The following is a 25482-nucleotide window of genomic DNA, read 5'->3' on the forward strand; positions in this document are numbered from 1 at the left end:
ATCGACACGCCAGGCTCAACGACCGGCACCCCACCGGGGTACCGGTCGCATCACCACATCATCCGAACTCGTTATGTGCGAAGGACGGGTCTAGGAGCTGTCCGGCCGATCATTGATGGCGTGCTCTGGCTGCTGCTTGGGGCGCCTGTGGCGGCGGCCTGAAGCCGATTGCCAGAGATCTGCTGCTGCGCGACCATCGTCGGATGGATACGGATGAGGTTCGGAAGCTGATTCGGGTTGTGCAGACGTGTTCTGTGGCTTTGTACGTGAGTACCGAGTTTTGAGAGCACTCGGGTGCTTGCCTCGGGGCCATGGTTGTGCTCTGCACGACGAGGGGTCCCTGGTGCTGCCGAAGTCCAAGGTCGATCTGTACGCGGCGATCCGCCGTGATGCTCGCGCGGGCCTGTCCGGCCGCGCGTTGCAGCGCAAGTACCGCGTCGGGTTCCTGGGTACGCCGCCCCCAGCGGCGGCGGGCCGGGAGACGGCCGGTGGCCGACTCGCACATGGCCTGTTCTTCCCTTCCTGAAGGGCGGGAAGGAGGGCCTAGGGTCAGGTGACGGTTCTGAGCGAGGAGAGAGGTCCGTGTGACCACCCAACGCTACGGTGATCTAGAACTGCGCTTCACTCCGGACATCCGCCGGGTCTGGCCCAACGTCATGCCTGGCGTCCGGCACGACTCCGCGATCTACGCCGCGAACGAGCCCATGCGCGACGGCTGGGGTCGCGCTGCGCACCACTTCGGGCCGCCCCTCACCGCCGGCGGCCTCCCCCGGGACGGTGCCGCACTGCTCCTGCGGGACCTTTCGGCGGACCGGAGCATGCTCCGGCCACCCGTGCGCTACGACCGGATCGGCGACCTGCCCCAGGATGTCTCCGTCGGGATCTGGCGGCCCGTCCCCCCGGACGGCTACATCGCCCTCGGCGACATCGTCGCCACCAACGCTCCACATCCCGATTTTGGTTCTTTCCCGGTGGTGTGCGTCAAACGGGAGCACAACGGGCGCTTGTACGTCCGACGGGGCGAGTTCGGCGACAGGTTGCTGGAGAGCGGGAACATGCGGCTGTGGTCGGTCGTGGCGCCACAGCAGTCGAACCAGGACACCGAGGAGCGGCTGTTGGTGCCGCCTGGGGGATTCACGGCGGTGTTCACGGCCGACCGGCCGTCGTCGACGCCGACCGGTTGGGTGCTGGACCTGCCGGCGGTCGTGGAGAGGCGTCCCGGGCCGGGTGTGCCACGCCTGACCTCGTTCGACCGGCCGCCCGCGCAGACGACGGTGACCGACCGCACGGTCACCGTGCCGTACTTCATGGTCGAGGACCCGGTCCGCGACGCGCACTGGCAGATCCGCAACTCGCCATTCTACCGGATCCGCCGCCTCCGGCGCTTCGACGTCGCCCTGTTCCGCGACAACCGCAACGGGACGGTGCAGCAGGAGCAGTCGGAGGCCGTCACCACCGGTGTCAGCCGGGAGGACAGCACCGCCTTCAACATCACCACCGGCATCACCGTTGGCGTGGCGGTCGGCATCGAGGTGTCCGCGAAGCCCTTCGGCATGGGCGTCTCCGGAACCACCACGTACTCGGTGTCGGCGACCGTCGAACTGGGCTACGAGAGGCGCCGGAGCGTGACCGTGATGAACGAGGTGACCAGGACGTACGGGCTGGCCGTGCCGCCGCGCAGTTCCGGTTGCCTGTGGATGGAGCACCACCAACTCGTCCCGGTCCGCGCGGACGGCACCGAACTCGGCCCCCGGGCCTCGCTCGGCTTCCGCACCGACCACTACGTGACCGGCGAGTTCCCCGGCGGGGCCGGCGTGCGCGCCTTCACCGAGGAGGACGGAGGCGAACGGACACCACTGCCCGACAGCATCCCGCCCACCGTCATCACCACGGCCACGGAGGACGATCCGTCCTGACTGGGATGCCGCGCCACCCGTCGGGGTGGCGCGGCACGTTGGGACATTCTCGCGCCCCCGACGCGCCAGAACCGCTGCCACTTCTCATCGACACTCGGGGCTCCAACCATCGCCTTGTGCTGCCATCTCGCACCAACAGGTGCTCTCGGTCCGCAACTACGCAGCCATGTTCTGCCTACCCGTTGCAGTGGGATGCCTGGACGGCAGACGGCCAGTACCTGTATCTCCGATACCGGCATGGTGAGGGCTGCGTCGAGTGGCATCCTGGGCCTGAGGATGATGCCGACACGCCGGACTCTTGGAACGAGGGCCTCTCGGGGCTCCTCGTCGAATGGGACGACGGCACCGACGGCGGTGTCATCAGCCTTGAGGACTTCCTCGCGGCAGCGGGTTTGGTGCTGGCGCCGGGTGGCTTACCGGTGGTTTGTTAAACCCGTAAGTAGAGATCAAGGGCTCGGCCAGTGGCCAACGAGGTGATGAGGGCTTGGAGTTCGGGTGGCGGGGGCGTTTGCGACCAGGCGTGCCAGTAGCGTTGGAGGGTGTGCCAGGGGTCGAGCCAGGCCCGGATTGCTCGGATGGCCCGGGGCCAACTGGGTTGCTGGGGCTGGTGGGACACGGGTGTGCCCCCTCTCTGGCCAGCCTGCGGTTTCGGCTGGCTGGGCCTGGTCCTGTGCTGTGGTTTCTTCGGCGAACCAGGCGTCCCAGCAGAAGGAGAATGCGCAGTTCACGAGGGTCTGGTGGCGGCGGATCGCTGTGTCGGAGCGGACCTGGAAGTCGGCCCGGCCTAGTTCGTCCTTGACCTGCTTGTGGCTTTGCTCGATCCAGTGCCGCAGGCCGTAGAGCCGGACGAGCTCGGCCAGGCCGGCGGGCGGGTGGGGACTGTCGGCGGTGCGGGGTGAGCCGGGTCGGGGCAGGTCGGTGGCCAGATACCAGGTGGCTTTGTCCGGCAGGGTGCCTGGGTCTGCGGTGGCCACCACCAGGCGGGTCCACCCGTCGGGTCCCCATGCTCCGAGGCGGGCGTCGGCGGCCCACCAGGTCTCGGTGTGCCCGTCGCGGAAGGTGCGGACAACCGGCGTCCACTCGCCTGGGTGCTCGGGATCTGTCCAGGTCAGGGCGTGTGCCGCTTCGACCGGGGTGTGCGCTTGGTCCCTGTAGGCCCAGGTACCGCGGCGGGGCTTGAGGGCCATGACGAACGGCAGGCCGGCCTCGCGCAGGGTGTGTCGGAACTCGTCGTGGTCGCCGTAGCCGCAGTCCGCCACCACCGCCCGGAACGTGACCCCGGCCCGCTGGGCCTGGCCGGCAAGGTCGGTGGCGAGCTGCGGCTTGGTGTGAAAGTCGGGGTCGTTGCGCTTCCTCGGGAAGTGGTGGGCCGGGGTGTAGGGCACCGCGTGTAGCGGATAGTAGAGGCGCTCATCCGCCCAGAGCGTGGTTACCGTGACGACGGCGTTGTCCGTCTTCCCGAGCCGGCCCGGCCACTGCCGCCCGACATGGGCGGTGGCCGTGCCGTCCTTGCGGTTTCCGGAGTCGTCGATCACCAACACGCCCTGGCCGTGTGGCGCGGTGGCCGGATCGGCCAGCAACAGCTCGAGCCGACGGGCGTTGACCTGCTCGAACTTCCACGTCGACTCCGACAGGAAGAACTGAAGCCGCTGCACCGCCGGATGCTGAGCCCCGGCCACCGGCTCGGCCCCGGCCAGGGCCGTGAGCGTCTTGTTCCGGTCCCGCGGCAGTAGCAGACCGGTCAGGTACTCGCGGAATCCTCGCCGCTGGGCGAGTGAGCTGAAGAGGTCGTCGAACCTGGCCGCGTACCCCTCGAGGGGCCCGGGAGCCGGTGGACAAGGTACGCGCGCGGTCATGGCAGCACCCCCGAAAGACTCTCCTCACCGATACTGCCGACCTGACCCCATGTCAACAAACCACCGGTAAAATCGCTCTCCCGCTGCGCACTTCGCAGGATGGCATGTGTTCGGACCGGGCTGACCGGGCCGACGCCCGCACCGGGGCCCTCGGGTGCGCGCGCGGCCGCCGCGGCGGGAACCGCCCGGGTGCGGCTTGCGGTGACGAACCGGCCCTCTGGCAGCGGGGTTCACGGCGGGCCTCGCCTGCTCAGAGCGCGGGCACCGCCCGTACCGGCGCCGGACTGCCGGTGCCGGTACGGTGTTGTCCGTCCGGCGGGGAGGTCGGTTACTGGCATCGGGGTCTGTGTCCTGGTGCCTGTCGGCCCGTCAGGCCGATCCAGCCGGGGGGTGTCGGGGTGGCGCGGTGAGTGACGTGTAGTGCTCGGTTCCGAGGATCCGGTACCTGATGTCCTCGGGCAGGCGGGTCAGGATTCCGGGGAGCGGGCGCTCTCCCTCGACCTGGCTGTGGTGGGCCGTGATCGCGGCCCACTTCTGGTCCAGCCACTGGCGTACATCGCATGTCACGTCGGCCAGGGTGTCCGGGACGCTCAGCACGGATTTGCCGACCCGGCTCAGGAGCGGCCCGAGGTCGGCGATCGCCGAGTGGGGGTGGGTGGCCATGTGGACGGCGGCGGGCTGCCAGGGCTCCCCGGCGTCCGGGTAGAGGTGTTCGAGTCCGGAGGCGGCGATGGCCAGCAGGCTCGCCCGGTGGGTCTGCCGGTGGTCCGGGTGGCCGGTCAGTTGCCCGTAGGCGTCGTGGGTCAGCACGATGTCGGGCCGAACCGCGCGGATGTGCCGCACGATGTCCTCGACCACGCGGTCGACGGGCGCGTCGCACAGCCGCGGCCGACCGGGAGCGGATTGCGGGACGCGGGCGTCGGCGTAGCCGAGCATCCTCGGCGCGCCGGCGCCCAGGATGTCCAGGGCGTCGGCGAGTTCGGCGGCGCGGTGGCTGTCCTCGGCCCAGGTGGCGGTGACGACGGCCGTCCGGGCGCCGGACGCGGCGTGCTGGGTGAGGGTGCCGCCGACGAGGAGCGATTCGTCGTCCGGGTGTGCGAGCACGGCGAGCAGGGACGGCAGGGGTGGCATGGCAGGTCCTCCTTGTTCGGCGGGCGCAGGGTGAGTGGCTGGTGACGGCTGCCCGGGTCGGAGGCGGGCGGCGAGGGTGGCCATGTCGGTGGTGAAGCGGCCTGCGAGGTCGACGCCGGTCTCCTGGGCGATGACCATGAGCGAGAACAGGCAGTCGGACAGCTCGTGGCCGATGGCCCCGGTGCTCGCGGCCACGTCGGCGCGGTGGCCCTGGTGGGCCATGACCAGTTTCGCGAGGTCGCCGACGTCGCCGGTGAAACCGAGGACGAAGTCCGACAGGCCCCAGGTGCGACCCAGCTTCCGCCGGTTGATCTCGTCGTAGAAGTCGCGTACTTCGCCTGCGGCGGCGGACATCTCGTCCCAGGTGGTCATCGGCTGCTCCGTTTCGGGTGCGTGGTCGGGCGGGATCGGCGGCGGGTGCGGTCGTGTTCGGCGGGGTCGGGGGTGATGCGTTCGAGTTCCTTGTCGGTGAGGTGGCCGCCGTCGAAGGTGACGCCGATCTTCCAGGGCCGCGGTGGTTCCGGCGGGGTGAAGGAGAGCATCAGGGGGCGGGGGCGTCGTCAAGGGCGGCGGGGACGAAGCCGATCTCCTCGGCGGTCTCGCGCAGTGGCGCATGTCCACGGGTCCTCGTCGTTGTCGAGGAGGCCGCCGGGGTAGTGGTATTCGCCCGGGTGGTGGGCGGAGGTGAGCAGGAGCGGCCGGTCGTGGCGGTCGGTCAGGAAGACGCCGACGTAGGAGATGCCGTGCGGCAGGGTGGGGACGAACCGCTCGGGCGGGACGAAGACCATGGTCAGGCTCCTTCCTGGCCGTGACGGCCGGGGTGGCCTAGCCGGGTGCGCAGGTCGGCGGCGAGGCGTTCGGCCCGGCCGGGGTCGTCGGGCAGGAGGCCCGCGCCCTCGGTCATCAGCGCGTGGAACTGCTGCTGCTCGTACGGGATGCCGGGCGGTAGGGCGGCGATGTGCCAGTGGACGTGGGCGTTGCCCTGCATGCTGCCCAGGCTCAGCAGGTAGAGGCGTTCGGTGGGGACGGTCGCGGCGAGCGCGGTCGCCACGCGGTGCACGACCAGTTGCAGGGCGAGGTACTGGTCCTCGGTGAAGCCGCTGACGGTGTCCTCGACGTGGGCGCGCGGGGCGACGAGGAGCTTGCCCGGCAGGGTGGGGTAGCGGTCGAGGAAGGCGACGTGGACGCCGTCGTCCAGGACGATCCGGTGTTCGTACCCGGGCTCACCGGCGAGCATCGAGCAGATGAAGCAGGGGCCGTTGCGGGCCCGCTCGTTGTAGGCGTCGAGGTCGAAGGCGGTCACCGCATCCAGCCTTCCGAGCCGGGGCGCAGCGCCATGTAGCCGTCGACGGGGTCGAATCCGAGGGTGCGGTAGAGCGGGGCTCCGGTTTCGGTGGCACGCAGCTCGATCGATCCGCAGCCGCTGTGCCGGAGTGCCTGGACCAGGGCGGTGGTGACGGCGCGTGCGTGCCCGCGGCGTCGGTGGGCCGGGTCGGTGGCCACGGTGTGGATCCGGGCCCACCGGCCGGTGGGGTGGGTGGGGCCCCGGTAGCCGCGGTAGACGATGCCGATGGCGCAGGAGGCCAGCGTGCCGTCGTCGGCGGGGACGACGTAGGCGAGCAGGTTCGGGTCGGTGCCGAGCCGTTCGCGCATGTCGTCGCGGAAGGTGGTGCGCCAGTCGTCGGTCAGCCGGGCGCCGTCGAGCACCGCGACGCGCAGGCGCAGCAGTTCGTCGGCGTCCTCGGGGCCGGCGGGGCGTACGGGGGATCCGGTCATGCGGGACTGCCTCCGGGGTTCGGTGGTCACTCGGGTGGTTGTCGGGGGAGGCCGGGGCGGACGAGGTGTCGGTCGGTGCCGCCGTCGGGCCGGTGCACGGCGCGGTAGGCGTACGGGATCCGGTTGGTGGGGAAGGGTGACGGTGCCTTCCTCAGTCCTGGACCAGGTCGCGGGGGTCGGCGCCCTCGGCCCAGCCGTGGGTGGAGAACCCGCGGCCACCGGACAGGTACGCGGACAGGGCGGCGTGGGAGGACGGGAACATCGGCAGCGGCAGCCCGCCCTCGGGCGACCACACCACGGCGAGGTGTTTACCGGGCTCGGTGTTCGTCAACTCGCCCTGCCAGGCGGTGGCGAGGAAGACCGACAGCAGGAAGGGGCCCTTGCCGTCCCAGCCCTGGCGGACCTGGATCGTGTGGACCAGTCGCAGGTCGCACGGGTCGACTTCCAGCCCCGTCTCCTCCGCCAGTTCACGGGCGGCGGCCTCGTCCAGGCGCTCGCCGACCTCGACCTTGCCGCCGGGGATCGTCCACACCGGCGTCGTGCTCCAGCTGTTCGTCGCGTAGTTGATCGTCGCGACCCGGCCGCCACTCCGGTCGTGGACGATGACGGCCACCGCCTGTCGCAGGCTTTCCACAGCACTACCTCCAAGGACTCTTGATCACTGACTTCGGCTCGTCAGGGTGATGTTGGGGTGTCGAGGGTCAGGCCGGTGCCGGCTATGAATCCGTCGGGTGTGTCGGGTCGGTACTGGAGTCGCTTGAGTCGGTTGCGGACGAGGGTTTCGAGTCGGTCGAGGGCGACCACGGCAAGGTTGGCGAGGCTGTGCTTGACGTGTGCCCAGACCCACTCCACGGGGTTGAGGTCGGGCGAGTGGGCGGGAAGGAGGAAGACCGTCAGCCGGTCACGCTCGGCGATCAACTCGCCGATGGCGTGGGAGATGTGGGTGTTCAGGCGGTCCCGGACCAGCACGATCGGTGCTTTGGCGAGGTGGTGGACGCCGTCGACCAGAGCGGTGAAGTCGCGCTCGGCCACTTTGCGTGCGGGGACCTGCGGACTGAAGCCGAGCCTGTGCATCGGCCTCGTGGCGCCCGAGACGCTGTACGAGACGTGGAACTTACGCCTGATCAGCATGGCCACCCGCGCAGCCGTCCACACCTGGTCCTCCACCCAGCAGCACTTCTCGCTGATATCGGCGCGAAGCCCGGCCCCGCGACCCGCATGGGTCCGGGCTTCGCAGACTGGCGCTTGGCAGCCTCCTGGCGACGGCGGCTCGGATCATCCTCTCCGGGATCATCCTCTCCGGGCCGCTGATCACCGCGACTCTGATCTGGGCATCCGTCACGCAGCCCGGACGCGCTCGATGAGATCGGCGACGCCGTCAACCTGGCGGTACGGCTTGAACGCCGGCGCGAGCTCGCGGACCAGGCTGACACACCGCTCGGCGCCGATGCGGGTGGCCAGATCGAGGGATTCGGTGGTGACGGCGAGAGCCTGCTCGACGTCGTTGGATTGCAGGAAGCCCTTGGCCTGGTAGGTCAGGAAGATGCCACGCGTCTTGTCCCGGGCCTTGGGCAGGAGGGCCAGGCCCTCGGCCATCCTGACCTGCGCCTCGTCGGCCCGGCCGAGATCGAGCAGGCACTGGCCGGAGTCGACCGCGAGGTCCGCGGGGCGCATCCACGCGCACCAGCCCGGCGCGGGGTCGCCAGCCCGCGTCGACAGTGCGGTCTCGGCGTCGGACAGGTCGCGGTAGCACGCGGAGCGTTCGCCGAGCGCGGCGTGGGCCCTGGCCCGCCGGAGGAACAGCAGCGACCGGGCGGTGGGGTGCTTGGTACCGGACAGTGCGTGGCCGAGCTGGTCCACCGAGATGTTCGGTTGGCCGATCCAGTTCGACTGGTAGGCGAGGTCGGAGAGCACACCGGCGCTGAAGTCGCGGTCACCTGCGGCGTCGGCGGCTTGCAAGGCTCCTGCCCAGAGCTTTCCCGCGGCGAAGTGCTTGCCCTGGTCGAAGCGGCACCAGCCGCAGGTGGTGGCCAGTGACGCGGCCAGGAGGTGCAGCCGCTTGGCGACGGGCTCGGCGTGGCCGCCGCCCTCGATCAGGTCGGTGACGGTCGCGAGATGAGCGTCCGTCAGCTTGATCGTGTGCTGGCGCTGTTCGGTGGGCAGGGTCGTCAGCTTCGCGCTGGTTTGCTCCAGCCAGTCCACGAGCCCGGGGTCCACGGCTGTCCTGCCGTCGAGGGCGGAAGTCAGGCGATCGGGCTCGATCGTGGCCCACTGGGCGGCGAGGCCGGCCAGCGAGACGGCGCTGAAGGTCATGAAGCTGCGGCGGTCCATGGCGGCTCTCTGTGCATCTCGAAGTGCTTGGACGGTGTACGCCGATCCCAGTGGCAGCGGAACCTCGCGGCCGGGCAGCCAATCGGGCCACCCGAACAGCTCCATGTCGGCGATCGGAACGTCGAAGGCTTCCGCGATCAGGATCTGGGAGTGCAGGTTCGGCTGCTTGCGCCAGTTCTCCCACCGGCTGACGGCCGTCTTGTCCGCGCCGGAGCGGAGCCCGTGCTTGCGGGCGGCCCGGTCGAGGAACACGACGAGGTCGCTCTGTGACCACCCGCGCAGTTCACGGGCGTAGGCGAGGGGGTGCCGGATCGGGTCGTCCACGGGGCCAATTCCATCATCGACAGTGACGGACAGCCTACTGCGCGCGAGCGCGGGACAACCCCGGGACTACAGACAATGCCTGTCCAGGAAACCGGAGTTGGCGCTGTACTCGACACGCATCGACAAGTTCCCTCACGAAGCGGAAGGAGTCAGCCCATGAAACGACGCGCGGCGGTCATCGGCCTCGGACACCAGGCACTCGAAGACCACCTTCCCGGCCTGCTCGCCTCCAACCGGGCCGAGTTGGTCGCGCGGTCTGCGACAGCGACCCGGACGCCCTGCGGGCCCAGCAGGACACGCACCACGTCCCGGGCTTCACCCGGGCCGCCGACCTGCTGGACACCGTGGCGCTGGACTTCGTCATCGTCGCGGTCCCGCACCACGCCGGCCGGGCCGTGATCGAGGAGTGCGCCGTCCGAGGCGTGCACGTCCTCAAGGAGAAGCCGTTCGCGACCTCCCTGCCCAAGGCGCGCGAGTTCGCCTCGATCTGCCAGCAGGCCCAGGTGGAGCTGATGGTCACGCTCCAACGGCGCTTCAACCCGTTCCACGCGTCCGTGGTTCAGCTCCTGGACCAGATCGGCACCCCATTCCTCATCGACGGCCAGTACACCTTCCACACCGACGACCCCGGCGCGGGCTGGCGCGGAGACGTCAGCCAGGCCGGCGGCGGCTGCGTCATCGACATGGGCTACCACATCGTCGACCTGCTGCTGTGGTACTTCGGGATGCCCAACCGGATCATGGCCGACTTCTCGACCGCCGCGCTGCCCGACGGCGGGTACGACGCCGAGGACACCGCCGTCATCCAGCTCGGCTACGACAACGACCTGTACGGCACCGTGCGCGGAGAACGGCACCAGCACGCCGATGCTGTCGGCCCGCTCCCGGCACGCCTCTGTCCGCTCCCTGGAGCGGTGCGCCCGCCCCGGCGTGGACGCCGTCGCCCGGCACGTCGCCGCCCAGGACCCGGCCGCCCGCGGCCGTTGACTGGGCGGGGGAGGGCAGGACCACCGCCGAAAAGCTGCTGCACACGCAGGGGTCTAGTATCGGCCCCATCGCTATAGTATTTTATTTGTCGCGACCCGATAGGTCGATGGAGAGGCCGTAACGGCCGGAGAGGTAGGACGGTCTTGGCCGGAGAGCCGACAGAGCCGACAGAACCGACAGAGCCCATAGAGCCGACGGGGCCGGGAGCGCCGACAGAGGTGACGGACCGGGCAGCGCAGCACGCAGCTCCACTCCACGGGCGCGTCCTGGTGACCACGGGCTGGTTGCGACCGGGGGACGCCGTGCACCGCCACCTCGCCGCGGCCGGGCTCGACGTCGTGCACGGTTCGGTCGGGGACCGGGCCCGCGGCGGCGCGTCCTTGCCGGAGTTGGTGGGTTCCGTCGACGCGATCGTGGCCGGCACCGACCCCTTCGGCGCGGAGCTGTTCGAGGCGGCGCCCCGGTTGAAGGTGATCGGGCGTACCGGGGTCGGCTACGACAACATCGACCTGGCGGCGGCGACCGCACACGGTGTCGCCGTCTGCCCGACCCCGGGAGTCAACCGCCAGTCCGTGGCCGAGCACACCATGGGGCTGCTCCTCAGCCTGGCCCGCAGGATCCCGCAGAACGTCGCATCGGTCCGTGCGGGCGGGTGGGACCAGGCCGGCGGACGCGAGTTGGCCGGTGCCACGCTCGGCATCGTCGGTCTGGGCGCGATCGGCAGACTCGTGGCCCGCTTGGCGCAGAGCTTCGGCATGCGCGTCGTCGCCTACGACCCGGCCGTCGACCGGGACTACGCGACCGAGCACGGCATTCGCGTGCTCGACCTGGAGCAGTTGCTGGCCGAGTCCGACTTCGTCAGTCTGCACCTGTTCCTCAGCCGGCAGACCCACCACCTGCTGGACGCAAAGGCATTCGCCCGGATGAAACGGGGTGCCTTCGTGGTCAACACGGCGCGCGGCGGCGTCGTCGACGAGAGCGCCCTCGCGGACGCGCTCGCCTCCGGCAGGCTGGCCGGCGCCGCGCTGGACACCGTGGAGAAGGAGCCGCTGCCGTCCGACAGCCCGTTGCGCTCCTTCGACAACGTGCTGGTGACGGCACACATCGGAGCCGCCACGGTGGAGTCACGTGCCCGCTCCGGGATGATGGCCGCCCGGTCGGTCGTGACGGTGCTACGGGGTGGACGTTCCGAACACACCGTCAACCCAGGGTCGGCCGCTCACGCAGCGGCGCGCACGCGGCGGCCGGAGGCGGACGGAAGATGACGACGTTTCGTTTCGACGCCAACCTCAAGTGGCTTTTCACCGAGCTGGAGTTCGAGGCGCGCTTCGACGCGGCCGCAGCCGCCGGCTTCGCCGGAGTGGAGTTCCCCTCGCCCTACGGCTACGCCGCTCCCGTCCTTCGGCGCCGGCTGCGTGACGCGGGGCTGACCCAGGTGCTGATCAACACGCCCATGGGCGCGCCCGGAACGCCGACTCGGTCGGGACTGGCCTGCATCCCCGGCCTGGACGGCGAGTTCCGGGCCGGTGTCGAGCGCGGTCTGGAATACGCCACCGCGCTGGACTGCGAGCTGCTGCACGTCGTCGGTGGGATCGTGCCCGACGGGGTCGGTCGGGATCGGGCGTTCGCGTGCTACGTCGCCAACATCGCCTGGGCCGCGGAACAGGCCAGGGAGGCCGGAGTCCGGATCGTTCTGGAGGCGCAGAACAAGCGGGACTGCCCCGGCTTCGTTCTGCAGTCCCAGGAACAGGCGGCCGCGGTGGCGGAGGCGGTCGGCGGGGATCAGGTCGGGCTGTTGCTCGACTTCTACCATCTGCAGATCGACGAGGGCGATCTGATCCGCACCTACCGGCGTTTCCAGGAACGGGTGTGGCACCTTCAGGTCGCCGACCCGCCGGGCCGGCACGAGCCGGGGACGGGAGAGATCGGCTGGCGGGCCGTGCTGCGGGCCGTCGCCGAATCCGGATACCCGGGCTGGATCGGCTGCGAATATGCGCCGGCCGGTGAGACCGTGGCGGGGCTGGACTGGGTGCGGCGGTTCCGGGGAGCGGCGGCGTGACCGCGCCCCGGATCGCGCTGATCAGTGCCGTACCCACGGCGATGGCGCCGGCGGCCGAGGCGCTGCGTGAAGGCTTCCCCGAGGCCGAGGTATGGCACCTGCTGGACGACCGGCTGCTGGCGGACACCGACGAACAGGGCGGTCTGACCGCGACGCTGCGGGCGCGGATGCACCGGCTCATCGAACACGCGGTGCGTGGGGGCGCCGACGCGGTTCTGCTGACCTGTTCGCTGTACGGGGTGGTGGCGCAGGAGGCCGCCGGCGGGGTCGCCGTGCCGGTGCTGGCACCGGACCAGGCGGCGTTCGAGCAGATCGCCGCCGGCGGGCTCCGGCACGTCCTGGTGGTGGCCTCGTTCGAGGCGGCGTTGCGGGACTCGGTGGACCGGCTTCGCACGGTACTGGCCTCGTCCGCACCGGCACCGGGGGTCGAGGTGTCGGGTCTGGTCGTGCCGGAGGCCAAGGCGGTGACGGCCGCGGGAGAGCGTGACCGGCTGGTGTCGGTGCTGGTGGAGGGCGTGTCCGCGGCGATCGCGGACGCCGACGCGGTCTTCCTTGCCCAGTACTCGCTCGCCCCCGCGGCCCGCGCTCTCGCGGCGGCCCTGGAGATGCCGGTGGTGTCCGGTCCGGCGAGTGCCGCGAGCGTCCTGCGCACGTTGCTGTCAGGCCCTTGAATCCCGCCCGCTAAATCCTGTAGTCAAGCCAGCATTGAGCGAGTTTCAGAGTGATTCGTATGGGCGGAGCACCGTGGCTGCACCCCCACCCGGGCCGCCCCCTCGACTGACGCCCCCTCGACTGACGCTCCTCGACTGACGCTCCCGCGATAGAAGCTCCCGCGATTGACACCCCCCGCCCGCGAACAGAGAGGTTTGGCGTGGCCCCATCATCTGAGGTCGGCCTGCTGGTCACCGGCTTCGTCGGCATAGTCGTCGTCGTCCTGTTGATCACGACACGGTTGAAGGTCCATCCGTTCCTGGCGCTGGTGATCGGCACTCTGGGTATCGGGCTCGTCGCCGGGGAGAAGCCCGCGGCGGTCGTTCAATCCGTCACCTCCGGGGCCGGCGGAACGCTCGGGCAGACCGGACTGATCTTGGTCCTGGGCACCATCCTGGGCACCGTGCTCGCCGAATCCGGAGCCATCCGGCGGCTGGCCACCGTGCTCACCCGGGGCCGTTCCCTGCGCACCATCCCCTGGATGGTGAGCCTGCTGGCCTTCGTCGTCGCCCTCCCGCTCTTCTTCGAGGTCGCCCTCGCGGTGCTGCTGCCGCTCCTGTTCAGCATCGCGCGGGAGGTCGAGACCACCATGCTCGACAGTGAGGGCCGCGACGCGAAGGGCAGGAGGACTTCGCCCTACCTGCTCGTGGGTGTCCCGGCACTGGGCACCGTCGCCTCGATCCACGCGCTGGTCCCGCCCCACCCCGGCCCCACCGCCGCCGCGACCGCCCTCCACACCGAGGTCGGGACGGTCATCGGCTACGGCCTGCCGGTCGCCGTCATCACCATGGTGGTCTCCGGCCAGTTCCTGGCCGGCCCGATCGCCCGCCGCGTCTTCCCGGTGCCTCCGCCCAGACTCGTCGAACAGTTCACGCTCAAGGCCGATGACCGGACCCCGCCCGGCATCGCCCTGTCGGTCATCCCGGTGGTGCTGCCGCTGATCCTGGTCGTGGGCCAGTCCGTGGTCACCGTCGCCCACCTGACCGGGGGTTGGGCGAGTGCGCTCGGCTTCGTCGGCCAGCCGGTGGTGGCGCTGCTGATCGCGGTGATCCTCGCGGTCATCGGCCTCGGCTGGGGGCGGGGAGTCAGCGGGCAGCAGCTGAAGGGCCAGGTCGACGACAGCATCGCGGCCATCGCCCCCATCCTGCTGATCATCGGGGGAGGCGGCGCCCTGAGCGGGGTCATGCTGGACTCCGGGATCGGCAAGGCGATCGCCCACCTCACGCACGGCCTGGGCGTCTCTCCGCTCATCCTGGCCTGGGTGATCGCGGCCCTCATCCGGTTGGCGGTCGGCTCGGCGACCGTCGCCATCATCACCGCCTCCGGGATCGTCGCCCCCATGGTGCCCGAGACTCCCGGACTGCACCCGGCGTTGGTCGTCCTCGCACTCGGCTGCGGCTCCATCATCTTCCCGCACATCAACAACGCCGCCTCCTGGCAGGTCAAGGAGAGCTTCGGCATGTCACTGACGGACATGTTCAAGAGCTTCACCGTCATCGAGACCACCGTGTCGCTGCTCGGCTTCGGCTGTGTACTCGCCATATCCGCCCTGGCCTAGGGCCTCTCCTCCCACGACCGAGCCAGACGGAAAGGAAACACCATGATCGGTGTGATCGCCGACGACGTCACCGGTGGCACCGACGTCGCAGCCGCGCTACGACGTCAGGGCCTGCGCACCCTGCTCTGCTTCGGCACCCCCGACGAACTCCCGGCGCAGCAGCCCGTCAACGCCGCCGTCATCTCGCTGAAGACCCGAACCGCCCCGGTGGCAACGGCAGTTGAGCAGAGTCAGGCCGCCGCGCTGAGGCTGTCCCGAGCCGGAGCCAACCGGCTCTACTTCAAGTACTGCTCCACTTTCGACTCCACCGCCCAGGGCAACATCGGCCCGGTGCTGGACGCACTCGGCCAGGCGACCGGCGGCGACCCGGTCGTCACCACACCGAGCTCGCCCGAGCACGGCCGCACCCAGTACCAGGGGTACCTGTTCGTCGACGGCACGCTGCTGGCCGAGTCCCCGATGCGGCACCACCCCCTGACACCCATGCGGGACTCCTTCCTCCCCAGGCTGCTCGATGCCCAGTCGGCCCACCCCGGCTGTGCCGTGCTGGACCACACCGTCGTCTCCGGCGGCGCCGACCGGATCCGCTCCACCATCCGTCAACACGCCGGGCACACCCGCTACCTCCTCGCGGACGCGCTGACCGACGGCGACCTGTACGCGATCGCCCAGGCCTGCGAGGACCTGCCGCTGGTCGCCGGCGCCGCGGGGTTGGCCGGCGCGCTCGCCAGAGTGCACGCCGAGCGCTCCGCCTCCGCACCCGGCGACCGGGCAGGTCGGCCCGTGCGACCGGACGGTCCCGCGGTCGCCCTGGCCGGAAGCTGTTCCAGGCGCACCCTGGAGCAGATCGATGCCATGCGCGCGGCGGGCCGCCCCGTCCACCGCCTCGACCCGCTGACCGACCGGGAACCGGCCTCCCTCGCCGACCGGGCACTCGCCTGGTACGACGATCTCGGCAGCCGGGCGACCGAAGCGGGGCCGCTGATCCACTCCTCGATGCCGCCGCACGCACTGCGGGACGTTCAGCACGCCCTCGGCCTGGAGCGGTCCGCGTCGATCCTGGAGGCCGCACTCGGTCGCATCGCCCGGGGACTGGCCGAACGCGGGGTGACCCGACTCGTCATCGCCGGAGGAGAGACGTCCGGCGCGGTCGTCAGCGCGCTCGGCGTCGACGGAGGCCAGGTCGGCGCCGAGGCGGCGCGCGGGGTCCCGTGGATCCACACCGCCGCCGGTCTGGACATCCTGCTCAAGTCCGGGAACTTCGGCGAGCGGGACCTGCTGCTCACCGCCACCGCCGCAGGGGGTGCCCGATGACCTCGCGCTCCCCGGACCGCCGCAGGGGGCGCCGCGCGACCGGGCCCTCTCGGACCGCGGCAGGCGAGGAACTGGTCCGCACGGCACGCTCATTGTTCTCCCGCGGCCTCACCCACGGCAGTACCGGCAACCTGTCCGTCCGCACCCCGGAAGGGATTCTGGTGACCCCCACCGGCTCCAGCCTGGGCACGGTCACCGTCGACCAGCTGTCCCTGGCCGACGAGTACGGGCGGCACGTCGACGGACCCCCGCCCTCCAAGGAGGCCTTCCTGCACGCGGCAGTGCTCCGCGCCCGGCCCGACGCCCAGGCCGTCGTCCACACCCACTCCACGCACGCGGCCGCGGTCTCCTGCCTCACCGGCCTCGACCCCGAGGACGCGTTGCCGCCGCTGACCGCGTACTTCGCGATGCGCATCGGACAGCTGCCGGTCCTGCCGTACCACGCCCCGGGCGATCGCGGCCTGGAGGAGGTGGTGGAGGAGACCGCCGGGCGCAGGCACGCCATGCTGCTGAGCAATCACGGCCCCGTCGTCGCGGGCGCAGCCCTGGCCACGGCGATGGACGCGCTGGAGGAGCTGGAGGAGACGGCCCGGCTCTTCCTCCTGCTGCGCGGCCTGCCGACGCGGCCGCTGACCGGGGCCGAACGCGCCGCGCTCACCGCGTCCGCGTAGTCCCGACGCCGAGCCCCGCACCCCCGCCGCGGCACCGATCGAACCGGTGCCCGGCCGAGAAGGAAAGAGTGAAGACATCGTGTCCGACAGCAACAGTGCCGACACCACCGCCCGGCACTCCCTCACCCTGTTCAGCGCCCTGGCCGTCCGCAAGGCGCTGGACGAGGTCGTCCTGCCCGCCTTCACCCGGGACAGCGGGGTGAGCGTCATTCCCGTGTTCGACCCCACGGTCCAGCTCGTCCGCCAGATCGACGCGGGCACACCCTTCGACGTGATGATCGGTGTCACCGACTCCTTCCGCCCGCTCGCCGAACGCGGTCTGGTCGACCTCGACACGCGTACCGCGATAGCCCGCACGGGAGTGGGACTCGCCGTACCGCCCGGCACCGCGCACCCGGACATCAGCACCCGCGACGCCCTCGTCACGACCCTGTGCGCCGCTCGCAGCGTCGCCTACTCGCGGACCGGGGCGAGCGGCCTGTACTTCGCCGGGCTGCTGCGTGACCTGGGCATCGCCGACGAGATCAATGCCAGGGCGACCGTCATCGAGAAGGGCTTCATCGCCGAGGCCGTCGTCGACGGCCGCGCCGACATCGCCATCCAGCAGTTGAGCGAACTCCTCTTCGTGCCCCGGGCCGACATCGTCGGCCCGCTCCCCGAAGAGGTGCAGCACTACAGCCAGTTCTCGGCGATCGTCAGCACCCGCACCGCCCGCTCGGCCGGAGCCGCCGCGGCCCGCTCGCTGCTCGCCCACCTGCGCGGGCCGCTCGCCGCCGAGGCCTACACGCGCACCCTGCTCGACCCGGTCACCACGTACTGATCCGGTAACCGGGTCGGTGTTCTCCGGCCCGGTACTCAGTGCTCGCCGGGGGCAGCCGTCTGGATCCGGTCCTTCGCGCTCGCGAGGTGGCGTCGCATCAGTTCGGCCGCCCCTTCCGCATCCCGGCGTCGCAGGGCCTCATAGACCATCCGGTGTTCTCCGGCCGCGTGGGCGGCACTCGTCTGCCCGCGCTTGCTGAACAGCCGGAAACGCTGCACATGCCCGCCGAGCGCGAGCAGCGCCTGTTCGAGGAAGGGGTTGCCGCTCTGCGCGGCGATCAGCCGGTGGAAGGTGTCGTCGGCCGTCCAGTAGTGCTGGAACCCCTCGGTACGGGTGTCCGCGCTGGACGCCGAGTGGTCCAGGTCGTCGACGGCGGCGCGCAGGGTGTCCAGGAACTCCGGCGTGGTCCGCAGTCCGGCCTCCAGGGTGAGCGCGGGTTCGAGCACCAGCCGTGCCTCGAACAGCTTCCCGATCTCCCGCTCGCTCAGCGCGTCGGCGACCCGGTACCCCTTGAGGGCCTCGCGCCGGACCAGACCGGTGTGCTCAAGCCGTGCCAGCGCCTCGCGTAGGGGCGTCTGACTGACGTCGAGCTCACGCGAGAGCGCGCCGATGTTCAACGGCGAACCCGCGACCCGTTCGCCGGCGATGAACTGATCGAGCAGCACCCGGTACATGCGATCGGCAATGGGCTCACGCGTGGAACCAGACCTGGTCGACACAATCCTCCTCGCGGGAATCAGACAGGATGAGGCACAGTGATGTGCAAAGGACACAGATCATATACCGGCATCCCTCCCGGCCGACGGCCTGATCGGCTCGTCCTGGTCGAAGTGCAGGCCCAGCTCGGCGTCCGAGGCGTCGTTCGGGTCCTCCTGGAGCCGGCGCAGCGGGTAGACCTCCTGCGAGGTCTCGCCCTTCGCCACCAGCGCGTCGAGCGACTCCACGGACGGCGTCTCGACCGAGCAGGAGCCGTACCGCTCGAAACCCGCGCGGATGACGTCGAGCCAATGCTGCTCGACGAGCCGCACTTCAGGAAGCCGCTCGGGTCTTGGCTGTCATCGCCGCACCCGTCTTGAGGGGCCCGCCTTGTGAGAGGTGGGGCGTTGCGGTCGTTTTCCGGAGAGGAGTTGACGCACCAACTGGTGCAGCGAAACCACCCCGGTGATCGGTGGCAGGCCTGCGACGATCACATCGGGGATGGTCGGTGAGGCGTCGGCCACGCACAGGCCGGCCGCCGTGGCGGAGAAGGCGACCACCACGACCCACGAGTGCACGGGCCGACGTCCGTCCAGCGCGGCGTGCAGTACCGACAGGCAGCCCACCAGCCACGGCCCGTAGATGACCAGCGGCCACAGGTGAGGAAGTCCGCTCGGCGCTCGATTGAGCGCCAGGTTGCGCAGCGGGTCGTAGGCGAGTAACCAGCCCAGCACGCACACCGCGATGACGGTCATGGTGCTGAGTGCCACGAACAGCGAGCCGAGGACCTGTGACCAGGTGGCCTCAGCGGGGGGCGTGCGCCGTCGGTGTCGGGAGATCGGGCGTCTGGGGTCGGCGCCGGACAGGCCTGGATCGCTGACGGGAGCGCGGGGGTGCGGGACGAAGGGACTCTCCGGGTCCCAGGTGCCCAAGGCTTCGATGGTCGGGTACGTGGGCAAGTCCTCCGGTTCGAACTGGGTGGCGCCACCCTGCGGGGGGAGGAAAGCGGCTCTCGGGTCATACACGGCGCCCTCCATGTCCTTGCCGTCTCCGCCGGGCGACGGTTGCCCGTCCGGCGCGCATCTCGGTCGTCATGCGCCGGTCGGGACCGGCTCCGCGCCACAGCGTCTGGCGAAGTCCTCCTCGAGCTGACGGAGCGTCCGCAGGAAGTCGGCCAGGTAGCTGGAGCAGTGCTGCAGGACGACCCGTTCGCCGTTGCATGACAAGTAGCCGATCCGTACGTCACCCGCCGGGTTCCGCCGATCCGGGACGAAGAACCACTCGCCGAGCCTGGTTGCCGGCTCCTTCGGCAGACGGTGCGGCAGAGTCATTGGTTGGCACATTGAACTCATGCCCCATCAACGAAATGGCTGCCGGGATGCGTATCCGGCATCCGGGCGTCGTTCCATATTCAGCATTCCGGCGCTCTCCGAAAATACCCGGACTGGTTCAGGCCCGGCTGCGTTCCGGGGCCCGCCCGGGCTGTCGCAAATTCCTGTGTTGGTGCAGACGGGCCCCTGGGGGATGTCCAGGCGGTCGAGCGGGCGCGTGAAGGGCCAGTGGGAGGTGTGCCGGCACCAGTGGTGAAGGCGGTGTCGTGGTCGGAGTGGACCCGGTTCTCGATGTTCGACCGGAGCTTTGCCGCGTTCGTGACGGCCTGACCCGCGCCCTTGGTACCGCCGCTACCTGCGGACTCACATGACCGGCCCTTTACTTTCGGCGCCGGAAAATGGATTTCCGGTGAATCCTGATTTCCACCTGCCTCCCGGGTGGCAAATGGTCGGTTCAGTGAGCCGCTGCCCGCCGGCCGATTACCGTGGAATATGGGCGTCGTCCCATATGAGTTTCCGGTGCGGCTCGTCAAACCTCCCCGGAGATGCGGGCCGTGGCGTAATTCATCTCGATGGCGGCGCTCCCTGAAATTCCCCAGGGCGCACGCCCGGCGCTCGATCCTCCCTCTATTCGTTCGGAGTGGTCGTGTAGCATTTGCGGCCGTACGGGGATCGCTCAAATTCGGGCCCCGCCTGCGAGTGAAGTCCAGGTTGTGAGGAGCAGCGGATGCTCACCAAGGAGGAATACGAGAATGTGCGGGACCTGCACCTGCAGGGATGGTCCATCTCGGCCATCGCCCGGCACCTGGGGCATGACCGCAAGACGGTAAGGCTCTACCTCCGCGGGGAGCGGACCGTGGGGATCCGCAGCTCGGCCCAGGACCAGCTCTCCGCTTTCCTCCCGTACTGCCGGCAGCGACTCGCGGACGATCCGCACCTGCCGGCATCCACGCTGTTCGACGAGGTCTCGGCGCTGGGCTATCCGGGTGGATATTCGACCTTCACCCGGGCCGTACGCAAGCACCGGGTCCGGCCGGCCTGCGAGTTCTGCGGCTCAGCCGGGTTCGGTGACGGCGGTGTTGCCCCGCGTCCGGCGGACGAGAAGGTCCGGTTCGAGTGGCTGGAGCTTCCCGGGCCACCGGCGGAGTGGGACGGCAGGAGCCCGGCCCGTCTGCTACTGGGCTCGGTCGCCCGGCCGGATCGTTGGCGCGCCGTGATCGTCGAAGGCGGAGAACTCCCGCAGCTCGTCGAGGGGATCGACCAAGTGCTGCGGCGGCTGGGCGGTACCACCGGATGCTGGCGGTTCCGCCGGTCGCCGACCGTGTGGTGCGTGGACACCGGTCGGGTGACGCCGGCCTTCGCGCGGGTGGCCAAGTACTACGGCGTGACGGTCAAGGTCTGCCGGTCCGACCGGGTCAGTGCCATGGACGCGGCCCATCGCGCCACCGTCCAGAACTGGTGGCTCACCGTTCCGGACGGTCGCTCCCTCTGGAGTGCCCAGGAGAGCCTCGACCGGTACGCGTCCGCCCTGGACGGCCGCGGCCGCACGGTCGGCGACCCGGACCAGTCGGCTCCGGCGACGGCTCTGCTGGACCTGCCGGGCACCCCGTACCCGCTCCAGAGCTGCGTCGACCGCACTGTCATGCCGCAGGGCTTGGTGCCCTATCGCGGGAACTTCTACGCGGTCTCGGCCGATCTGGCCGGCGCGGAAGTGCACGTCCGGCGACGCCTCGGGGAATCGTTCCTGTCGATCACCGCCGCGAGCGGAGCGGTCATCGCCTGCTACGCACTGGCGCCGCAGGGTGCTGGGCTGAGGCTGGTCGACCGCGACAGGGCCATCGTGTTGGAACGCCCGGTCCGCCCGCCCCGTGTCGAGGCCCCACCCTGCCCGCGTGGCAAGGACCACCTCCCGCTCTCCCCGGCGGCTCGGGCCGAGGCCGAGGCCCTGTACAGGAATGGCTTGGCGCCAAGGCCCCAAAGGTCCTGACGAAGCCAGGTCGACCACGCCCCGGAAGCCCGCCCCGGCACCGATCGGCAGCTGCAGGACCAGCGGCACGGCGCGGAAGCGGTCCACGACCTGGTCGACGCTGCGGTGGAAGTCGGTGTCGCCGTGGTCGAGTTCATCCGGCCGGGAGTGGATCTCGTTCCCTATCAGCAGGTGGTCGAAGGAGGACCGCGGGACAGATGCCCGCCGGTTGGCGTTGCACCTGCACCCCCGCTGCCTCGCCCGGCCGCGTGACCGTGCCGGAAGTGACCTCCTCGGACCGCAAGCCGGTCTGGCCGGCTCCGGGAGGCGAGCCTCCCGGGCGGCGCCCCGGATCGAGAAGCGGCGGCCGGGCGCTACCCGGCTTGCCCTGGAACCGCGCGGGATCGTCAGGATTCCGGCGTACGACACCTGCGCAGCGGCGAGAGCGCCGTCGTCCCACTGGCGGCGCTTCCGTGTTCGGTCGTGCGGCAGAGCCGGTGACGGTGGAGGTCTGGCCGGGGTCGTGCTCCGCATCCGGACGTGTCGGAGGTGCCGTGGTCGGGAGCGGGGTCATCTTCTGTGTCTGGCGGCCCAGATGATGGCGGCGGCGAGGATGAGTGCGGCGTGGGTGTGGCTGTGGTCCGGCCGGTCCGTGGTGTTGGTGATGCTCAGGGTGAGGTCGTTGTCGGCGAGGTTGCGCAGGATGTTGCGGCTCTGCTGGAGGGTGCCGGGGGCGGCGATGATGAGTTCGAGGGCGGTGCGGGCGGCTTGCTGTTCGGAGAGGGTCTCGCGGGTGAGGCCGAAGATGATGGTGCGCAGGTTGTCGGCGAAGACGTCGGTGATGGAGAGTTCGGGGCAGAGGTGGCGGATGGATCCTTCGAGGTTGGCGAAGGATTTGCCGAGGAGGGCGATGACGGGGCTGGAGCGGACGCCGCGGCGGGTGGCGCAGACGAGGACGGCGGTGAGGGTGACACCGAAGTCGAGATCGGCCAGGGATGCGGAGGTGACTTTCGGGACGAGGGCGCTCATGTCGGTGCGGAATCCGGCGAGGTCGGCCCAGGGGGTGGGGTTGCCCATCTCGGCCCAGGTCCGTGCCAGGCCGGGGCCGTCGCCTGCGGCGGCATTGAGCAGGACGAGGACGAGGCTTCGGCTGATGGTGGCATCGATGCGGCCGACCATGCCCCAGTCGATCAGGTGGGCGGGGTGGCCGGGGGCGACGAACAGGTTGCCGGGGTGGGGGTCGGCGTGGAAGTAGCGGTCGAGGAAGTACCCGCGGTACATGAACGCCATCAGGTCCCGGGCGATGCCGGTGCGCTCGTCGGCGGTGAACGCGGCGGGGTCGGCGTCGCGTACGGACGTGCCGGGGGCCAGCGACTGCACCAGGACCCGCCGGGTGGGGGTGAGGAGGACCCGTGGGACGGTGAGGTGCTTGAACTCGGCGGTCAAGCCGAGGGCGTGGCGCATGTTGGCGGCCTCCCGGCGGAAGTCGCTCTCGTCCCGCATGGCGTCGAAGAGCACGCCGAGCATGGCCGGCACGTCGACGACCGCGGTGAAGCGGGGCGCTGCCCGGACGACCAGACGCGCCGCGCGGCGCAGAACGGCCATGTCCTGGGCCATGACCTGAGCGACACCGGGGCGCTGAATCTTCACCGCCGCCGCCGTGCCATCCGCCAGATCGGCGCGGTAGACCTGGGCCAGCGACGCTGCGCCGAGCGGCGTTTCGGTGTCGATGTCGCGGAACAGGCGCGGCCAGCGGGGGCCGAACTCGGCGGCCAGGACGGGCTCGAAGACGTCGAAGGGGAGCGGGGTGACCTGGTCGTGGAGCAGGCGGAGTTCCTCGATCATCGCCTCGGGCACGAAGTCGGGGCGGGTGGAGAGGATCTGGCCGACCTTGATGTAGAAGGGGCCCAGCGACTGCAAGGCCTCCCGCACCGCCCGCGCCCGCCCGCTCTCCTCCTCGTGCTTCCCGCTGCCCTTGCGCCCGGGGCGCCGCAACTCGTCGGCGAGCAGACGCCCCAGGACCCCCGAGACGTAGAGCGTACGAGCGGACACACAGCCTCCAGAGACAGGGCGGCCACGCACGGGCCGATACCGGGAACAGCGCGTCGAGCAAGGAGAGAGCCGCGTTGCCCCGGCTTTCCCCCCGGTTGCCCGGTGCCGTTTCGTCTGTCTCTTGTCCGGTGTCCTACGTGGTCCGGCCGGTCGGGAGGCCGTCGCGGACGGCGGCGGACAACAGTTCCGCTGCGCCCGCTGTCGGCCCGGGCACGAGTGTGGCGAGGAGTGCCTGGACGAGGACCTGGTAGGTGCACTCGCCGCCGCTGCTGTCCCGGGCCCGGAACCGGAGACCGCTGCGCACGTCGTCGGCCAGCTCGGCCAGGGAGACCGGCCGGTAGGTGAGCGCGTCCACCAGCAGCCCGTTCTCTGCCCGGACCAGCTGGCGTTCCACCTCCGCGTCGGTCGGCGGGCCGGACACACCGGCACTGCCGACCCCGTTGTGGTTCTTCGGGTCAGTCATGTGTCGGCGAAGCCTTGGACAGGCGGGCGAGCTCTTCCCGCAGGGCGGCCAGTTCCGCCCGCAGGCCCGCCAGCTCCGCCCCTTCGTCTCTCTCGCCCCCGCCACCCGCAGGGCGACGAGGGGTGTCATCGGAGGGCTTGCCCCCCGTGTTCTCCTTCAACGGGTCGTTCTCCTCCAGCAGGTCGATGATGGCGTCACGGAGGTTGCACTCCAGCTCCGCCGCGCGCTCGATGAGTTCGTCGGCGATCTCTTTGGCGTCGTCGACGATGGTGCGCAGGGACCGGATGATGCCGCGTCGCGGCCGGGACTCACTCATGAGGGGGTGTTCCTCACTGCTGGGGTGTGAGCACGCGAGAAGGCCTGATCGCCCGCGATCCTCCGGGTCGGTGGCCGAAGGTTCGGACGGAAAGCGTTCAGTTCTCTGAGTGCACGCCAGTACGCACCTCGGTGGCAACCCCGCGTGCGGGGGGCTCGGGAGGCAACGAGTTCCGGCCGCCGGTGCCGCGCGCGCCGTACACGCGCCCGCTGCCCCGGCCGTGACCGTTTCCCGCCGCCCCGACACCCGCGGGAAGTCCGCGGGATCGGGTGGTAACGCGAAGACGGGAACGGGGCCGCCGGGTCGGCCGCGCGACGGTCGACACGGGGACCGCGCCGGACCCAGGCGCGCGCCGTCGGCCCCAAATGCCTTCCCCACCAGGGATGTTCATGGAGGGGATGGCCCGTCTCATGGTTCCGGCGGCCACCGACCTGTGGTGCGACGGGTGTAGGCGTGGGGGCCGGGACGAGGGCGCGAGCCGGAGCCGGCCGTGCTCCGATGTTCGGGCCGCACGCCGTACCGGGGCAGCTGTGGATCTGTTGGCATAGGGACCATCGCGCTGAACGCTTACGAAAGCGGCCGGCAAGGACCCGTCGTGCCCGGCCGGACCCGCCGCCTCCCGCCCGATCCTGACGCACTGCCACTCGAAGGCGAGGCCCGGTGTCCGACGAACCCCGCGACTGCGAACGCATCCTGGCACACAGCGCGGACACCGTCAGGCCGTTGATCCGCACCCAGGTCAACCGCCTGCCCGCGCACATCCGTCACCTCGCCGGACTGCACTTCGGCTGGTGGACCGACGACCGCGTCCACCTCGACCACCCGACCGACGGCAAGGCCCTGCGCCCGGCCCTCACGCTCCTGGCCTGCCGGGCCGTCGGCGGCGACCCGGCAGCGGCCCGTCCCGCGGCCGTGGCCGTGGAACTCGTCCCCCTTACCACCGCCCTGGGGGCCCGCCAAGTGCTGACCGGCACAGGCATCGCCATGATCTTCGTCGCCGCCTGCGCTGCAGCACTACGGATCCGCAGCACGAAACGGCACCAGATCCGCACCCACGCACTCCCAGTTAGAGACCCACGCTCCTAGCCCTGGCCCAACGTTGCGTCAGCCGATCGGGCTACCGAGGGCAGTAGAGCTCCCCCATGCCACCCACGAGCAGGACGACCAGCCGCGGATGCACCAGGAACTCGGCGACGACCGCTGA

27 protein-coding genes and 1 pseudogene are annotated in these 25482 nt (G+C 70.6%); 12 read left to right on the forward strand and 16 right to left on the reverse strand.

Going from position 1 to position 25482, the window contains the following annotated elements:
* Window positions 1-343: 343 nt before the first annotated feature.
* Both AB0P03_RS38315 and AB0P03_RS38320 read left to right on the forward strand, forming a co-directional pair.
* On the forward strand, window positions 344-526 hold the full coding sequence (locus AB0P03_RS38315; protein ID WP_363588965.1) for a hypothetical protein: 183 nt from the start codon (window positions 344-346) through the stop codon (window positions 524-526).
* A gap of 58 nt (window positions 527-584) precedes the next feature.
* Window positions 585-1916, forward strand: coding sequence for a hypothetical protein (locus AB0P03_RS38320; protein WP_363633320.1), 1332 nt, complete (start codon window positions 585-587; stop codon window positions 1914-1916).
* 446 nt (window positions 1917-2362) lie between these two features.
* Here AB0P03_RS38320 and AB0P03_RS38325 read toward each other — a convergent pair whose 3' ends face one another.
* The 9 genes from AB0P03_RS38325 to AB0P03_RS38365 all read right to left on the reverse strand — a co-directional run bounded on the left by AB0P03_RS38325 (window position 2363) and on the right by AB0P03_RS38365 (window position 9334).
* Window positions 2363-3772 (reverse strand): IS701 family transposase, encoded by a 1410-nt coding sequence (locus AB0P03_RS38325; protein WP_363633321.1) that lies wholly within the window; start codon window positions 3770-3772, stop codon window positions 2363-2365.
* 369 nt (window positions 3773-4141) lie between these two features.
* Complete coding sequence (locus tag AB0P03_RS38330; protein WP_363633322.1) at window positions 4142-5275, reverse strand: PIG-L family deacetylase; 1134 nt, start codon at window positions 5273-5275, stop codon at window positions 4142-4144.
* A complete protein-coding gene (locus AB0P03_RS38335) occupies window positions 5272-5445 on the reverse strand; it encodes a hypothetical protein (protein ID WP_363589243.1) in 174 nt (57 codons plus the stop codon). The genes AB0P03_RS38330 and AB0P03_RS38335 overlap by 4 nt, the downstream gene beginning before the upstream one ends.
* An 18-nt stretch (window positions 5446-5463) precedes the next feature.
* A complete protein-coding gene (locus tag AB0P03_RS38340; RefSeq protein WP_363589245.1) occupies window positions 5464-5691 on the reverse strand; it encodes an NUDIX hydrolase in 228 nt (75 codons plus the stop codon).
* 2 nt (window positions 5692-5693) lie between these two features.
* Window positions 5694-6206 carry an HIT family protein gene (locus AB0P03_RS38345; RefSeq protein WP_363589247.1) on the reverse strand — a complete coding sequence of 171 codons (513 nt, stop codon included), beginning with the start codon at window positions 6204-6206 and terminating at the stop codon, window positions 5694-5696.
* Window positions 6203-6679, reverse strand: coding sequence for a GNAT family N-acetyltransferase (locus tag AB0P03_RS38350; protein WP_363589249.1), 477 nt, complete (start codon window positions 6677-6679; stop codon window positions 6203-6205). Before AB0P03_RS38350 ends, AB0P03_RS38345 begins: the two co-directional genes overlap by 4 nt.
* A gap of 151 nt (window positions 6680-6830) precedes the next feature.
* Window positions 6831-7313 carry an NUDIX domain-containing protein gene (locus tag AB0P03_RS38355; RefSeq protein WP_363589251.1) on the reverse strand — a complete coding sequence of 161 codons (483 nt, stop codon included), beginning with the start codon at window positions 7311-7313 and terminating at the stop codon, window positions 6831-6833.
* A 41-nt stretch (window positions 7314-7354) separates the two neighbouring features.
* Window positions 7355-7846: a winged helix-turn-helix domain-containing protein gene (locus AB0P03_RS38360; protein ID WP_363633324.1), complete on the reverse strand. Its 492-nt coding sequence runs from the start codon at window positions 7844-7846 to the stop codon at window positions 7355-7357.
* 171 nt (window positions 7847-8017) lie between these two features.
* Complete coding sequence (locus AB0P03_RS38365; RefSeq protein ID WP_363633325.1) at window positions 8018-9334, reverse strand: helix-turn-helix transcriptional regulator; 1317 nt, start codon at window positions 9332-9334, stop codon at window positions 8018-8020.
* Between the two features lie 263 nt (window positions 9335-9597).
* On the opposite strand from AB0P03_RS38365, the pseudogene AB0P03_RS38370 reads away from it, so the two are divergent.
* The 8 genes and pseudogenes from AB0P03_RS38370 to AB0P03_RS38405 form a co-directional block, all read left to right on the forward strand.
* Window positions 9598-10398: pseudogene (locus AB0P03_RS38370) on the forward strand (Gfo/Idh/MocA family oxidoreductase); the annotation flags it as partial.
* Window positions 10399-10623: 225 nt separating this feature from the next.
* Window positions 10624-11586: a phosphoglycerate dehydrogenase gene (locus AB0P03_RS38375; protein ID WP_363633326.1), complete on the forward strand. Its 963-nt coding sequence runs from the start codon at window positions 10624-10626 to the stop codon at window positions 11584-11586.
* Window positions 11583-12380 (forward strand): TIM barrel protein, encoded by a 798-nt coding sequence (locus AB0P03_RS38380; protein WP_363633328.1) that lies wholly within the window; start codon window positions 11583-11585, stop codon window positions 12378-12380. Before AB0P03_RS38375 ends, AB0P03_RS38380 begins: the two co-directional genes overlap by 4 nt.
* Window positions 12377-13051 (forward strand): aspartate/glutamate racemase family protein, encoded by a 675-nt coding sequence (locus AB0P03_RS38385; RefSeq protein ID WP_363633330.1) that lies wholly within the window; start codon window positions 12377-12379, stop codon window positions 13049-13051. Before AB0P03_RS38380 ends, AB0P03_RS38385 begins: the two co-directional genes overlap by 4 nt.
* 200 nt (window positions 13052-13251) lie before the next feature.
* A complete protein-coding gene (locus AB0P03_RS38390; protein WP_363633332.1) occupies window positions 13252-14649 on the forward strand; it encodes a gluconate:H+ symporter in 1398 nt (465 codons plus the stop codon).
* 42 nt (window positions 14650-14691) lie between these two features.
* Window positions 14692-15963 carry a 3-oxo-tetronate kinase gene (otnK, locus tag AB0P03_RS38395; RefSeq protein WP_363633333.1) on the forward strand — a complete coding sequence of 424 codons (1272 nt, stop codon included), beginning with the start codon at window positions 14692-14694 and terminating at the stop codon, window positions 15961-15963.
* Window positions 15960-16634, forward strand: coding sequence for a 3-oxo-tetronate 4-phosphate decarboxylase (gene otnC, locus AB0P03_RS38400; RefSeq protein ID WP_363633335.1), 675 nt, complete (start codon window positions 15960-15962; stop codon window positions 16632-16634). Before otnK ends, otnC begins: the two co-directional genes overlap by 4 nt.
* 79 nt (window positions 16635-16713) lie before the next feature.
* A complete protein-coding gene (locus AB0P03_RS38405; protein WP_363633337.1) occupies window positions 16714-17454 on the forward strand; it encodes a substrate-binding domain-containing protein in 741 nt (246 codons plus the stop codon).
* Between the two features lie 35 nt (window positions 17455-17489).
* Here the strand turns inward: AB0P03_RS38405 and AB0P03_RS38410 are convergent, their stop codons facing one another.
* The 4 genes from AB0P03_RS38410 to AB0P03_RS38425 form a co-directional block, all read right to left on the reverse strand.
* On the reverse strand, window positions 17490-18128 hold the full coding sequence (locus AB0P03_RS38410) for a GntR family transcriptional regulator (protein ID WP_363589270.1): 639 nt from the start codon (window positions 18126-18128) through the stop codon (window positions 17490-17492).
* Window positions 18129-18230: 102 nt separating this feature from the next.
* Window positions 18231-18482, reverse strand: coding sequence for a hypothetical protein (locus AB0P03_RS38415; RefSeq protein ID WP_363589272.1), 252 nt, complete (start codon window positions 18480-18482; stop codon window positions 18231-18233).
* Window positions 18483-18509: 27 nt separating this feature from the next.
* Window positions 18510-18920, reverse strand: coding sequence for a DUF2637 domain-containing protein (locus tag AB0P03_RS38420; RefSeq protein ID WP_363589274.1), 411 nt, complete (start codon window positions 18918-18920; stop codon window positions 18510-18512).
* Between the two features lie 321 nt (window positions 18921-19241).
* Window positions 19242-19481 carry a hypothetical protein gene (locus AB0P03_RS38425; protein ID WP_363633339.1) on the reverse strand — a complete coding sequence of 80 codons (240 nt, stop codon included), beginning with the start codon at window positions 19479-19481 and terminating at the stop codon, window positions 19242-19244.
* Between the two features lie 727 nt (window positions 19482-20208).
* Here AB0P03_RS38425 and AB0P03_RS38430 point away from each other — a divergent pair.
* The gene (locus tag AB0P03_RS38430; protein WP_363633341.1) at window positions 20209-21468 is read left to right on the forward strand and encodes an IS21 family transposase; all 1260 of its coding nucleotides are present in this window, start codon (window positions 20209-20211) and stop codon (window positions 21466-21468) included.
* Between the two features lie 549 nt (window positions 21469-22017).
* Here the strand turns inward: AB0P03_RS38430 and AB0P03_RS38435 are convergent.
* From AB0P03_RS38435 to AB0P03_RS38445, 3 genes are all read right to left on the reverse strand, one after another.
* Window positions 22018-23499, reverse strand: a complete 1482-nt coding sequence (locus tag AB0P03_RS38435) for an AarF/UbiB family protein (RefSeq protein WP_363633342.1) — start codon at window positions 23497-23499, stop codon at window positions 22018-22020.
* A gap of 133 nt (window positions 23500-23632) precedes the next feature.
* A complete protein-coding gene (locus tag AB0P03_RS38440) occupies window positions 23633-23962 on the reverse strand; it encodes a hypothetical protein (protein ID WP_363589716.1) in 330 nt (109 codons plus the stop codon).
* A complete protein-coding gene (locus AB0P03_RS38445) occupies window positions 23955-24278 on the reverse strand; it encodes a hypothetical protein (protein WP_363589718.1) in 324 nt (107 codons plus the stop codon). The genes AB0P03_RS38440 and AB0P03_RS38445 overlap by 8 nt, the downstream gene beginning before the upstream one ends.
* Before the next feature lie 660 nt (window positions 24279-24938).
* Between AB0P03_RS38445 and AB0P03_RS38450 the strand changes: the two genes are divergently transcribed.
* Window positions 24939-25364: a hypothetical protein gene (locus AB0P03_RS38450; RefSeq protein WP_363633344.1), complete on the forward strand. Its 426-nt coding sequence runs from the start codon at window positions 24939-24941 to the stop codon at window positions 25362-25364.
* The last annotated feature ends 118 nt before the right edge of the window (window positions 25365-25482 follow it).

Origin of the sequence: Kitasatospora sp. NPDC088779 (assembly GCF_040685395.1) — a bacterium.
GTDB lineage: Bacteria > Actinomycetota > Actinomycetes > Streptomycetales > Streptomycetaceae > Kitasatospora.